Consider the following 11,715-nt stretch of genomic DNA (forward strand, 5'->3'; position numbering starts at 1 on the left):
GCCCCGGCCGGGGTGCCCGGCGTGTGCGGGGGCGTGCCCGCGGGGGGTGTGGGATCGGCGGAGGCAGCGGGAGTGTCCACCGGCACGGGAGGTGCGGACGGGGCCTCAGGTACCTCGTTGCCCTCGTTCTCGGTGCTCACAGCTCTCTCCTCGGTCCACGCTGTCGTTCTCGGTCACGGCCTGGCTGTGGCCAACTGTGCTTCTGTCCGCACTTCTGTCTGCAGTCAGCTTTTCCCATGGGCTGTCAGGGCACCATAAGCCGATCCTGTGGATCCGGCGCTGCGTGCGCCCACCCTCGGGCGAGCCTGTGCGTACCCGTGATGGCACGATGACGCGGTGACCCTCGCACGACAGCAACAGATCCAGGTCGTCGCCCACCGCGGAGCCTCCGAAGACGCTCCCGAGCACACGCTGGCCGCGTACAAGAAGGCGGTCGAGGACGGTGCCGACGCCCTCGAATGCGATGTACGCCTGACCGCGGACGGCCATCTCGTCTGCGTCCACGACCGACGCGTCAACCGTACGTCGAACGGCCGAGGAGCCGTCTCCGCCCTGGAGCTCGCCGATCTCGCCACGCTGGACTTCGGCTCCTGGAAGAACAACCACGCCGAGGCCGACGAAGGCCCCGACTGGGAGGACACCTCCGTCCTCACCTTGGAGCGGCTCCTGGAGCTGGTGGCCGAAAGCAATGCCTCGGGGCGCAACGTCCAGCTGGCCATCGAGACGAAGCACCCCACGCGCTGGGCGGGCCAGGTCGAGGAAAGGCTGCTGCTTCTACTGAAGCGCTTCGGTTTGGATTCCCCACCCGCCGAGGGGCCTTCTCCCGTACGCGTCATGAGCTTCTCCGCGCGCTCCCTGCAGCGGGTGCGGGCCGCGTCCCCCACCCTGCCCACGGTCTACTTGATGCAGTTCGTCTCGCCGCGCCACCGCGACGGCCGGCTTCCCGAGGGCGTACGGATCGCGGGCCCCGGCATGCGGATCGTGCGCAATCACCCGTCCTACGTGGCCAAACTCAAGCGCGCGGGCCATCAGGTCCACGTCTGGACCGTGAACGAACCCGAGGACGTCGAGCTCTGCGCCGAACTCGGCGTCGACGCGATCATCACCAACCGCCCCAAGCAGGTGCTGTCCCAACTGGGCCGCGGCTAACGGAAGCCCCTCTGGTTACAGGGTGTGCACCGGCGCGTTCGGTCCGTATTCGATCGTTACGAGTGCGTCACCGCACAGGGATTGGCCGGTTTCCGGTCCAGTCCATTGGGGCATTCACACCGTGGCGTGGGGCGAAGGAGGTCTCGGGGGTGGCGTTGGTGGTGGCACGGGAGGTGCCCGCGTCGTCGAGCATGGCCGTACCCCATGGCCCGGCGGGCGTGGGAGAAGCAAGACACCGGATGCGCGAGCAATTGCGCAGGAGCGGGGTGTCGGAATCGGTCATCGACGATGCCGTACTGATCCTTTCGGAACTGCTCAGCAATGCCTGCCGGCATGGCAGGCCGCTGGGCCAAGGACTGGTCGGCGACGGTGATGTCAGGGCCGCCTGGCGCGTGGACGCGGCGGGCCGGCTGACGGTCGAGGTGACGGACGGCGGAGGACCGACCCGCCCCGTTCCGGCCACACCCTCGGTCACCGCGCACGGCGGCCGCGGGCTCAACATCATCACGGCTCTCGCGGATGCCTGGGGCGTACGCGACGACACCCACGGCGAGGTCACGGTGTGGGTCGTCGTACATGCCGGGCACCGCCATGAGGATTTCGCTACGCGCGTCGCGGCCCCGTCGGTCGCCGCGATACCCGACCTCGCGTACGCGGACCCCTTCGACGATCTCGACTGACGGCCCGCGGCGCATCGACGGACCCCGGCCCGTGCACCGACTCCGGCTGAATCCCGACGCCTTGTGGGCGAGCGGCTAGGCTCGCGCCCGTACGCCCAAGACGTACGAAGAGCCACGCAAGAGAGCCGCATCCGGGAGACACCCAAGATGGCCAAGAAGCGCCCTCAGACCAAGGGCAAGCAGCAGCCGCAGCTGAAGGACGGAGAGGTCCCCGTCGTCGGCGCCCGCGAACCCTGCCCCTGCGGTTCGGGCCGCCGCTACAAGGCCTGCCACGGCCGGGCCGCGGCGCACGCGGTGACCGAGCTGGTGCAGCGCCCCTTCGAGGGCCTGGCCGGTGAGGGCGACTGGGTGGCGCTGCGCGAGCTCGTCCCCGCGGCGACGGTCGAACTGCCCCTCAAGGACGGGCTGCCCGACGGCGTGCCTTCCGTCGCCCTGGCGACCGTCCTGCCGATGGCCTGGCCCGCCCTGCGCCGCGACGACGGCTCGGTCCTGCTCGGCCTGCAGAACGACACCGCGTCCGGCGACATCAGCCGCGACCTCGCAGACACCCTCCAGCGCGCGCTTGCCGCCGAGCCGGGCTCGCCGGTCCAGGCCCGGCGCGCGCCCGCGGACGGTCCGCGCCTGCAGGACGTCCTCGACCCCGAGGGCACCTTCGAGCCGGTCGTGCACGAGGGCTTCGAGTTCTGGGTGCCGGACTCGGAGAACGCGTCCACCGAGGTCTCCGCGTCCCTGGAGCGGGCGAACGCCGCCGCCATCCCGACGGTGAAGCTCTCCGGCGTGGAATCCGCCTACTGGTGCGAGACCCCGGAGAAGAACCACCTGCGCTGGGTCATGCCGCACCCCGAGGAGCAGCTCCTCGACGCGCTCGCCCGGCTGCACGCGGCCGGCACGTCGAGCCTCGTCGAGGGAACCCGTCTTGTCGGCTCCTTCCGGGCGCACGGTCTGACCGTGCCGGTGTGGGACCTGCCGAGCGGGATGGGCGCCGAGGACATCGAGAAGCCCGCCGCCGAGTTCGCCGAGCGCCTTGCGGCGGCGCTCGCCACGGACGCCCCGCTGACCCCGGACGAGCGCAGGGCCCGCGGCGGTCTCACCAACCGCCAGGTGACCTTGAGCTGACCCACCAGTCAGCCGGAGGGGAATGGGTGACTCCTGTCACAACTCCCCGTCATCGCAGGTAAATCCCTGTCCGGATAACCGAGATCGAATTTGCCAAGAGCCGATCTCTTGTTACCGTTCAGGTAGCCCGGTTGCTGGTGCATCCCCCGTCGCCAGCAACCGGGCGCTTCCATGTCCGGCCCCATATCGGGTCTGACCTGCGGTATCAACTGACCTTCGGCCGCGCCGAGTTGCTCCCTGAGCGCAGGAGCAACGGCCCGCCACTCCCGTCAGCGAACTCCACCACCGCCGAATACGCCGCGGCGTTACCCGCCGTACGCTCCCGTGGCGTCTCGCACGCGCCCGGCTCGTCCTCCGCGCTCACCGCGCAGTGCATCTGCACGGTGCGTCCGCCCGGGGCCATAACGGTCAGTACGGCGCTGAGCTCATCACCAGTCGCGTTGCGGTAGTACGTACGCGCCCAGGTGTCGCTCCGCTGGGTCAGGACGCAGGTCTGGGCCTCGATGCCCTCCGGAGAGGTGAGCTCGGGGCCGCATCGCGCGGCGCTGCTGAGGCCGAGCCCGGAGAGGAGTGACGGCTTCTCCGTAGAGGGCGGTTTTGCGTCAGCGTCAGGACTCGGCGCCGGATCCGCCGGCCGCTCCGCCGGGTTGGCGCCGGCGTCGTCGTCGCCCACGGGCCCCGCGGACGCGCCGGCGAACGGCAGGAGAACCGTGATGGCCACTACGCCCATGAGCGCGATCAGGCGGGGGTTCATGGGCCCTGACATTAACGACGATTGATGGGCGCGCGGCTCGCCGCGCGCCCATTTCCCCTACAACTCGGGCGCGCTCACACCCGTACGAGTGAGCGCGTCCACCACGGCGTCCACCACGGCCTCGACATCGGGCACCCACGGCGCCGCGGAGCCGGGCAGCGGAGCCCGCTCCCAGCGCACCGGCCCCTGCCCTGTCTCGGAGGGCGGCAGCGCGAGATATCCGCCCTCTCCGTGGAAGCGCAGGGAGCCGGGCACCCAGTCCTTGGCGTACAGCAGCTCGCCCAACTGCTCCATGGAGTACGGCGCGACGAGCAGGAAGAGCCGGGCCGGGGTCGCCACGACCGGGCCGAGCCTGATGCCCGCCTCGTCGAGGGCCGCCAGGGCGCGTGCGCCCGCGAGCGAGGGAAGGCTGACGGCGCACGGGGCGCCGGCGCCGGTGGCGAGCACGATGGGCGCTGCCGGGCCGTTCGTCCACCACCAGCGCACCATGCGCTCGTCGGTGGTCGCGGCCAGCAGGCCGGGGTCGAGGGGATGCGCTCCTGGCACCGTGCAGTCGGGGTCGGGGCAGGCGCAGCGGGTGCTGTCCTGCGGGTCGAGACCGACGCCCGGCAGCACCGGCCACTTCCATGCCGTCGCGAAGGTCAGGGCCGCGCCGATCAGACCGGGACTCTGGTCAGACTTCCTGCCGGTGAACCCGGTGCGCCCAGTGAGCCCGATGAGGCCAGTGAGCTCAGAGAGCCTTGACAGGAGCCTGCGTCGCCTTCCGAGGATCTCGCGCATGAGCGCTCGTTCCTTTCCGTTTACACGCCGAGGAACACGGCGGGCCACATCACACCATGTGTGGATCACTTCGCTGTGCGTACAACTGGCGCATCACACCCCAGCCTGCGGCATGGGGAACCCCTAGGGGCCGAGCGTTAACGTGGCGTGGGGTGGCGGTGCCTGGCGATTGCTGTCCCGCGTATTACTCGCCGCCTCCCCCACGGGAGGATGGGGCACGGTCGTCATGAGTTAAGACGCCCGGGTCCGTCGCCAGGTTCCGGGCGGATCTCAACTGCCCCTGGTCATCACCGAGTACGTACCCAACACGGCCGCTGTGACGCGCCTCCCGTGCCTGAGGGCCGGGAGGTACCCCTTGCTGAACAACGTCAGTCGACCGCAATATGCCGTCACCTCAGGCACTTTTGAGCCAAGTTACCAAGATCGCCGGAACGCCACAGAATTCCCACGGACACCAGGAATCCCAGCTGGACAATGCTGGACATCCCCTCTCCAGTGCGTGTAGATGTGGAGAACATTGCTAGCGGCGCAGAATGACAGGGGGTTTGCGATGCTATTGAGCAATACGCACCGGCCGGAAAGCCGTCAGCCATGAACGCCCCGCACCTCCCGAAAGTGGCCGGAATCGATTCCACTGTTCCGCCACCAGCCCACACTGTCGCGCCCGCACCGCAGGTCCAAGGTGTCCCGGCCGCCCCAGCCGTCATGATCCAGGACCGGCTCGCGGGCTGGGTCTCCGATCTGACGACACTCCACGAGCTCACCGAACGCCTGGGCCGCACGGCGACCCTCGACGAGGCACTGCACGAACTGCTGCGCGCCGGCGCCGCCCTCGTGGGCGCCCGCCGCGGCCTCCTCGTCCTGGAGCCGTCCGACGGCCTCGGCCCCGACACCACGATCGGCCTCGGCCTCGCCCGCGCCGACCTCGGCCACATCGAGACCGTGCCCCGCGGCGCCACCTCCTTCGGGCGGCTGCTCGACGCCCCGCCCGCGCAGCCCGGCACTCAGACCGAGATCGTCGACGCCGATCTGCTCGCCGACGACGGCCTCGACCCCCGCCACCGCGACGTCGCCACCCGGCTCGGCTACGCGGCCAGCTACGCCCTGCCTCTGAACACCGAGGCCGCGGGCCGGGTCGGCGCCGCGGTCTGGCTGTACGACGAGCCCGCCGCGCCCGTCGAGCGCCAGCGGCACCTCATCGGCCTCTACACCCGGCACGCCGCCGAGCACCTGGCGCGGCTGATCGAACTGGACCGGGCCCGCACCACGGAGGCCACGCTGCGCGAGGAGCTGCTTCCCTCGCGGCTGCCGCGGGTCGCCGGGGTGCAGCTCGCCGCCCGGCACCGCACCTCCGCGCGCGGAGGCGGCGACTGGTTCGACGCGCTGCCGCTGCCCGACGCCGCGCTCGGCCTCGCGGTCGGGTCCGTCACCGGGTCCGGGCCCAGCGCCGTCGCCGCGATGGGACGGCTGCGGGCTTCCTTGCGGGCGTACGCCGTGATGGAGGGCGAGGACCCCGTCGCCGTACTGTCCGATCTGGAGCTGCTGCTGCGTCTCACCGAGCCCGCCCGGTCGGCGACGGCCCTCTTCGCGTTCTGCGAGCCGGCCCTGCGCAAGATCGTCCTGGCCGGGGCCGGGCACAGCCCGCCGCTGGTGATCGGCGAGCGGCGCACGGAGTTCGTGGAGACCTCGCTCTCGGCGCCGCTCGGGATGCTCGCGTGCTGGGAGGCGCCGAGCGTGGAGATCCAGCCGGAGCCCGGAGAAACGGTGCTTCTTTATACGGACGGCCTTCTGCACCGCACCGGGGACCCCATGGACCGGGCCTTCGCGCGGCTGCACGCGGCGGCGGCCGGTGTGCCGAAATCCGTCCGCGACGACCCGGACGCGCTCGTCGATCATGTGCTGCGGACCGTCCTGCCGGACGGGCTCGACGCGGTCGAGAGCGACGAGGACGTGGTCCTTCTCGCGGCCCGGTTCGAGTGACGCCCACACCGGGGTCGGAGTGACTCCCGCACTACGGCATGTAACAGGCCTTCCGGCCCTGGGCCCCCTTCCGTACACCCGTACGATGGAGGGGGCCCAGTGTCGTACATAGGAGGCAGATCGTGTCGGAGGAGCTCATTCCGGAGTACCCGGAGACCCCGGAAACCCTGGAGATCGAGTCCGAAGAAGAGCCGATCAAGCAGCGCAAGAACGGTCTGTACCCGGGCGTCTCCGACGAGCTCGCCGAGAACATGAAGTCCGGCTGGGCCGACACAGAGCTGCACGATCTGCAGCCGATCGCCCAGGCTTCGCACACCGCGGCCCGCCGCGCCGCGCTCTCCGCGCGTTTCCCGGGCGAGCGGCTCGTCGTCCCCGCGGGCAACTTGAAGACCCGTTCGAACGACACGGAGTACGCCTTCCGCGCCTCCGTCGAATACGCGTACCTGACCGGCAACCAGACCGAGGACGGCGTCCTCGTCCTGGAGCCCACCGACTTCGCGGACGGTACGAGCGGCCACGAGGCCACCATCTACCTGTTGCCGCGCTCCAATCGTGAGAACGGCGAGTTCTGGCTGGACGGCCAGGGCGAGCTGTGGGTCGGCCGCCGGCACTCCCTCACCGAGGCCGAGACGCTGTACGGCATCCCGGCGTCCGACGTGCGTGAGCTCGCCGGGGCGCTGCGCGAGGCGACCGGTTCCGTCCGGGTCGTCCGCGGCTACGACGCCGGCGTCGAGGCCGCGCTGACCGACAAGGTCACCGCCGAGCGCGACGAGGAGCTGCGCGTCTTCCTCTCCGAGGCCCGCCTGGTCAAGGACGAGTTCGAGGTCGGCGAGCTGCAGAAGGCGTGCGACGCGACGGCTCGCGGCTTCGAGGACGTCGTGCGCGTCCTGGACAAGGCCGAGGCGACCAGCGAGCGCTACATCGAGGGCACGTTCTTCCTGCGCGCCCGCGTCGACGGCAACGACATCGGCTACGGCTCGATCTGCGCCGCGGGCCCGCACGCCACCACCCTGCACTGGGTGCGCAACGACGGCGCGGTGCGCTCAGGAGAGCTGCTTCTGCTCGACGCGGGCGTGGAGACCCACACGTACTACACCGCCGACGTGACGCGGACGCTGCCGATCAACGGCCGCTTCAACGAGCTGCAGCGCAAGATCTACGACGCCGTGTACGAGGCCCAGGAGGCCGGCATCGCGGCGGTCAAGCCCGGCGGCAAGTACCGCGACTTCCACGACGCCGCGCAGCGTGTGCTCGCCGAGAAGCTCGTGGAATGGGGCCTCGTCGAGGGTCCGGTCGAGCGTGTTCTCGAGCTGGGTCTGCAGCGCCGCTGGACCCTGCACGGCACCGGTCACATGCTCGGCATGGACGTCCACGACTGCGCGGTCGCGCGCCGCGAGACGTACGTGGACGGTGTCCTGGAGCCCGGCATGTGCCTGACCGTCGAGCCCGGTCTGTACTTCCAGGCGGACGACCTGACGGTGCCGGAGGAGTACCGCGGCATCGGCGTGCGGATCGAGGACGACATCCTCGTGACGGCGGACGGCAACGAGAACCTGTCGGCGGCGCTGCCGCGGCGTGCCGATGACGTCGAGGCGTGGATGGCCGAGCTCAAGGGCTGAGGGTCTGCTTCTTGAACTGAGGGTCTTCTTAAGAAGGGGCCGGGCATCCTGTGGGGTGCCCGGCCCCTTCGCGTTGGCCCCCGGGAGAGGGGCTCAACGCTCGTCCTCGCCCGCGACCTTGGCGGTGCTCAGGGCGATGCGGTTCCAGGTGTTGATGGTGAAGATCAGGGCCAGGACGCGGGCCAGCTCCTCCTCGTCGAAGTGCTCGGCCGCGCGGGCGTAGACGTCGTCCGGGACACCGCCCCGGTCGACGAGCGTGACGGACTCGGTCAGGGCCAGCGCCGCCTGCTCCTTCTCCGTGAAGAAGTTCCTGGCCTCGCGCCATACGCCGACCATGTGCAGGCGTGCCTCGTCCTCGCCCGCCTTGCGCGCGTCGGACGTGTGCATGTGGAGGCAGTACGCACAGCCGTTCAGGAGCGAGGCGCGGATCTGGATCAGCTCGACCAGGGCCGGGTCGAGGCCGTCGCGGGCGGCGGCGTCGAAGCCGATGAGGGCCTTGAACGCCTTGGGGGCGGCCTTGGCGAAGTTGATGCGGGTCAGGCTCTGCGTGGCGTTCTCGTTGTTCGTCATGACCATGAATCTACGGGGCGGATAGACCTTGGGTAGGGTGCATTTTCATGCCGGAATCATGGGTCAATTTGGCGGAGCGCATCGGGAGTGACCTGCACCTGGAGCTCTCCGGGGCGGGGGGCCGCCGCGCCGTCCTCATCCGCGCGCTGCGGGACGCCGTGCGCGAGGGACGGCTCGCTCCGGGGACGCGGCTCCCGCCCTACCGCTCCCTCGCCGCCGATCTGGGCATCGCCCGCAACACCGTCGCCGACGCCTACGCCGAGCTCGTCGCCGAAGGCTGGCTGACCGCGCGGCAGGGTTCCGGAACGCAGGTGGCCGACCGCGCGGCGCCGCCCCAGCGGGCCCGGGTCCCCAAGGGGGCGCCCGCGCGGCCCGCGGCGCCGACGTACAACCTGCGTCAGGGGCAGCCGGACGCCGCCTCCTTCCCCCGCGCCGCGTGGCTCGCCGCCGCCCGGCGCGCCCTCAACTCGGCGCCGAACGAGGCCTTCGGGCCGGGTGACCCACAGGGGCGCGTGGAGCTGCGCCGGGCGCTCGCCGAGTATCTGGGGCGCGCGCGTGGGGTGCGCGCCGATCCGGAGCGGATCGTGGTGTGCTCCGGGTTCGCGCACGCCCTGCGGCTGCTGTTCGGCGCCGGGGGAGGCGGGGTGTTGCGGGGTCCTTCCCCAAGCTCTCGGCTCCGCTCGAGCAGGGGATACCCCATCGCCGTGGAGTCGTACGGCCTCGGCTTCCACCGCTCGATCCTGGAGACCGCGGGCGTCCGCACGGTCCCGCTCGGGCTCGACGAACGGGGCGCCCGGACCGAGGAACTGACCGAGGGACAGCGCGTCCGTGGAGTGCTGCTCACGCCCGCTCACCAGTTCCCCACCGGCGGCCCGCTGCACCCGACCCGGCGCACGGCGGTCATCGACTGGGCACGGACCCGAGGCGGCCTCGTCCTGGAGGACGACTACGACGGCGAGTTCCGCTACGACCGGGAGCCGGTGGGCGCCGTACAGGGTTTGGATTCCGAACGCGTCATCTACATGGGCTCGGTCAGCAAGAGCCTCTCTCCAGGAGTGCGTCTGGGGTGGCTCGTTCTGCCCGAACACCTCATCGACGACGTACTCGCCGCCAAGGGGGAGCGGGAGGCGTGGGCCAGCGTGATCGACCAGCTGACCCTCGCCGACCTCATCGAGTCGGGCCGCTACGACCGCCACATCCGCCGGATGCGCCAGCGCTACCGCCGGCGCCGCGACCAGCTCGTCGACGCCCTCGCCGAGCACGCCCCGCACATCAGCCCGACCGGTGTCGCCGCGGGCCTGCACACCGTCCTGCGGCTGCCGCCGGGCACCGAACAGTCCACGGTCAAGGCGGCCGCCTGGCAGGGCCTGGCGCTGGACGGCCTCGCCGAATTCCGCCACCCGGAGGCCACTATGCCCGCGCCGGACGGCCTGGTGGTCGGCTACTCGACGCCTCCTGAGCACGCGTACGGCGCGGCACTCGAGGCGCTGTGCAGGGCGCTGCCGCCCGACTGAAGCAGACCGCGGCAGACCGCGTCAGGCGGTGACCAGCGGTGTGTCCTCGCGCCACTTGAGGATCTTGTCGAAGCTGATCACCGCGCCGCCCCTGCCCGGCTTGTTGCCGAAGTGCACATGATCGGCGAGCTCCTGGATGAGACACAGCCCTCGTCCGTGCTCGGCCGTCTCGGACGCGGGCAGCGTCGCCACGGGGACGAACCCCGGGCCGGAATCGGCCACTTCGATACGGCACTTCTCGCCGTCCAGATACGCCGTGACCCGGTACGCCCCGGCCTGCCCCCCGGGGGCCGGCGTCCCGCCGTGCTCCACCGCGTTGGCACAGGCCTCGCTGAGGGCCACCGACAGGTCGTAGGAGACGTCCGGATCCACCCCCGCGGTCTCCATCGTGCCGATCAGCAGTCGACGGGCCAGCGGGACGCTCGCAGCTTCGCGCCGCAAATGGAGAGACCACCACATGCTCATGCTCCAGCCTCCTGGCCGCGGCTCGACATACCGATACGTATTGCCGCAAGCGCCCGTCAATAAGCGCGTAGTTGAAGTGATGCCGCCCATACGGCCGACGCGCGGACCGCGCGCAACGGTGTAGCCGGGTCACCCAAAGGTGCGTATTTCCTCCCTCATGACCATTCATCGGAACCGAACGGGGCCGAACGGCATCCCCGGGAGCTTGCGGACCTGCCGTGTGCGGCCGGTGGGCCCAGTGCGATGATGGCCCGGCCATGACTGCCCCCCACCAGCGCGAAGCGCGCGCCGGATTCGACGTACGGCTGCTGAGAGCCGCGGTGTTCGCCGTGCTCTGCGTCGTGCTGTCCGCCGGGGGCCATCTGCTCGCTTCCTGCGCGAGCGTCCCGCTGTGGACGCTCGGGGCGGGATTCCTCGCCGTTCTCGCCGTCGCGGCGCCGCTGGCCGGTCGTGAGCGTTCACTGCCCGGCATCGCCGCCGCGCTCGCGGCAGGGCAGGTGGGCCTGCACGCGCTGTTCGCGGTCGGGCAGCACGGCGGCACCGTTCCGCAGTCCGCCGACGCCTCCCTGGTGGAGCGGGCCGCGCGGATCGTGTGCGGTGCGGGCGCGGCGACGCTCAGCCCGGCCGAGGCCCAGCGGATTCTGGCAACTGCCGGTGTCCAAGGCACCGGCCATTCCATGCACCACGGCACCGGAGCCATGGCGGCGGACACCGCGATGGGCTCGATGTCGCCGCTTCCTTCGCTGCCCATGCTGCTCGCTCACGTACTGGCCGCGGTCGCCGCCGGATGGCTGCTGCGCCGCGGCGACGTCGCGCTGCTCCGGCTCGTCAGGCTCTCGGCCGACGGGGCGCAAGGAGTCGCCGAGGGAGCGCTCGTACGTTCCCTGCGCGGGGCCCTCGCTCTCGTACGCGCCCTGCGCGCAGGCCTTCCCGGGGCGCCCGAAACGGGTCCCCTGACCCCGCGCACCGGACATCTCGTACCGCCGAAGCCACACACCACGGCACTGCAGCACACGGTGATCAGGCGCGGCCCGCCGACGGCCGCCGCACTCGTACTCGCCGCCTGACGCGACGCACTCCACCGCAGT

Annotated in this window: 11 protein-coding genes; 7 read left to right on the forward strand and 4 right to left on the reverse strand. The window is 71.0% G+C overall.

Annotation, left to right across the window (positions count from 1 at the left end; genetic code table 11):
• Window positions 1-336 precede the first annotated feature (336 nt).
• From E2651_RS13310 to E2651_RS13320, 3 genes are all read left to right on the forward strand, one after another.
• Window positions 337-1,149, forward strand: coding sequence for a glycerophosphodiester phosphodiesterase (locus tag E2651_RS13310; RefSeq protein ID WP_135331306.1), 813 nt, complete (start codon window positions 337-339; stop codon window positions 1,147-1,149).
• A 62-nt stretch (window positions 1,150-1,211) separates the two neighbouring features.
• Window positions 1,212-1,829: an ATP-binding protein gene (locus E2651_RS13315; RefSeq protein ID WP_135331307.1), complete on the forward strand. Its 618-nt coding sequence runs from the start codon at window positions 1,212-1,214 to the stop codon at window positions 1,827-1,829.
• A gap of 147 nt (window positions 1,830-1,976) precedes the next feature.
• A complete protein-coding gene (locus E2651_RS13320; RefSeq protein WP_135331308.1) occupies window positions 1,977-2,945 on the forward strand; it encodes a DUF5926 family protein in 969 nt (322 codons plus the stop codon).
• A gap of 205 nt (window positions 2,946-3,150) precedes the next feature.
• Here E2651_RS13320 and E2651_RS13325 read toward each other — a convergent pair whose 3' ends face one another.
• Window positions 3,151-3,699 carry a hypothetical protein gene (locus E2651_RS13325; RefSeq protein WP_135331309.1) on the reverse strand — a complete coding sequence of 183 codons (549 nt, stop codon included), beginning with the start codon at window positions 3,697-3,699 and terminating at the stop codon, window positions 3,151-3,153.
• Window positions 3,700-3,756: 57 nt separating this feature from the next.
• Window positions 3,757-4,479 (reverse strand): bifunctional DNA primase/polymerase, encoded by a 723-nt coding sequence (locus E2651_RS13330; RefSeq protein ID WP_135331310.1) that lies wholly within the window; start codon window positions 4,477-4,479, stop codon window positions 3,757-3,759.
• A 591-nt stretch (window positions 4,480-5,070) separates the two neighbouring features.
• Here E2651_RS13330 and E2651_RS13335 point away from each other — a divergent pair.
• Together E2651_RS13335 and E2651_RS13340 are read left to right on the forward strand one after the other, a co-directional pair.
• Window positions 5,071-6,459 (forward strand): PP2C family protein-serine/threonine phosphatase, encoded by a 1,389-nt coding sequence (locus E2651_RS13335; RefSeq protein WP_135331311.1) that lies wholly within the window; start codon window positions 5,071-5,073, stop codon window positions 6,457-6,459.
• A 122-nt stretch (window positions 6,460-6,581) separates the two neighbouring features.
• A complete protein-coding gene (locus E2651_RS13340) occupies window positions 6,582-8,078 on the forward strand; it encodes an aminopeptidase P family protein (RefSeq protein WP_135331312.1) in 1,497 nt (498 codons plus the stop codon).
• 93 nt (window positions 8,079-8,171) lie between these two features.
• On the opposite strand, the gene E2651_RS13345 is transcribed toward E2651_RS13340, so the two are convergent.
• Window positions 8,172-8,648, reverse strand: a complete 477-nt coding sequence (locus tag E2651_RS13345; RefSeq protein WP_135331313.1) for a carboxymuconolactone decarboxylase family protein — start codon at window positions 8,646-8,648, stop codon at window positions 8,172-8,174.
• Window positions 8,649-8,695: 47 nt separating this feature from the next.
• Between E2651_RS13345 and E2651_RS13350 the strand changes: the two genes are divergently transcribed.
• A complete protein-coding gene (locus E2651_RS13350) occupies window positions 8,696-10,162 on the forward strand; it encodes a PLP-dependent aminotransferase family protein (protein WP_135331314.1) in 1,467 nt (488 codons plus the stop codon).
• Between the two features lie 21 nt (window positions 10,163-10,183).
• Here the strand turns inward: E2651_RS13350 and E2651_RS13355 are convergent, their stop codons facing one another.
• Window positions 10,184-10,627, reverse strand: a complete 444-nt coding sequence (locus E2651_RS13355) for an ATP-binding protein (protein WP_135331315.1) — start codon at window positions 10,625-10,627, stop codon at window positions 10,184-10,186.
• Between the two features lie 257 nt (window positions 10,628-10,884).
• Here E2651_RS13355 and E2651_RS13360 point away from each other — a divergent pair, with 257 nt between their 5' ends.
• Complete coding sequence (locus E2651_RS13360) at window positions 10,885-11,694, forward strand: hypothetical protein (protein ID WP_135331316.1); 810 nt, start codon at window positions 10,885-10,887, stop codon at window positions 11,692-11,694.
• Window positions 11,695-11,715: the final 21 nt, after the last annotated feature.

The organism is Streptomyces sp. MZ04 (assembly GCF_004684775.1).
Taxonomy (GTDB): Bacteria; Actinomycetota; Actinomycetes; order Streptomycetales; family Streptomycetaceae; genus Streptomyces.

Bases quoted from the DNA above. Each gene is read 5' to 3' on its own strand.
- E2651_RS13320 (WP_135331308.1), top strand. From the start codon at position 1,977: ATGGCCAAGAAGCGCCCTCAGACCAAGGGCAAGCAGCAGCCGCAGCTG.
- E2651_RS13335 (WP_135331311.1), top strand. From the start codon at position 5,071: ATGAACGCCCCGCACCTCCCGAAAGTGGCCGGAATCGATTCCACTGTT.
- E2651_RS13330 (WP_135331310.1), bottom strand. From the start codon at position 4,479: ATGCGCGAGATCCTCGGAAGGCGACGCAGGCTCCTGTCAAGGCTCTCT.
- E2651_RS13360 (WP_135331316.1), top strand. From the start codon at position 10,885: ATGACTGCCCCCCACCAGCGCGAAGCGCGCGCCGGATTCGACGTACGG.
- E2651_RS13325 (WP_135331309.1), bottom strand. From the start codon at position 3,699: ATGAACCCCCGCCTGATCGCGCTCATGGGCGTAGTGGCCATCACGGTT.
- E2651_RS13345 (WP_135331313.1), bottom strand. From the start codon at position 8,648: ATGACGAACAACGAGAACGCCACGCAGAGCCTGACCCGCATCAACTTC.
- E2651_RS13350 (WP_135331314.1), top strand. From the start codon at position 8,696: ATGCCGGAATCATGGGTCAATTTGGCGGAGCGCATCGGGAGTGACCTG.
- E2651_RS13355 (WP_135331315.1), bottom strand. From the start codon at position 10,627: ATGAGCATGTGGTGGTCTCTCCATTTGCGGCGCGAAGCTGCGAGCGTC.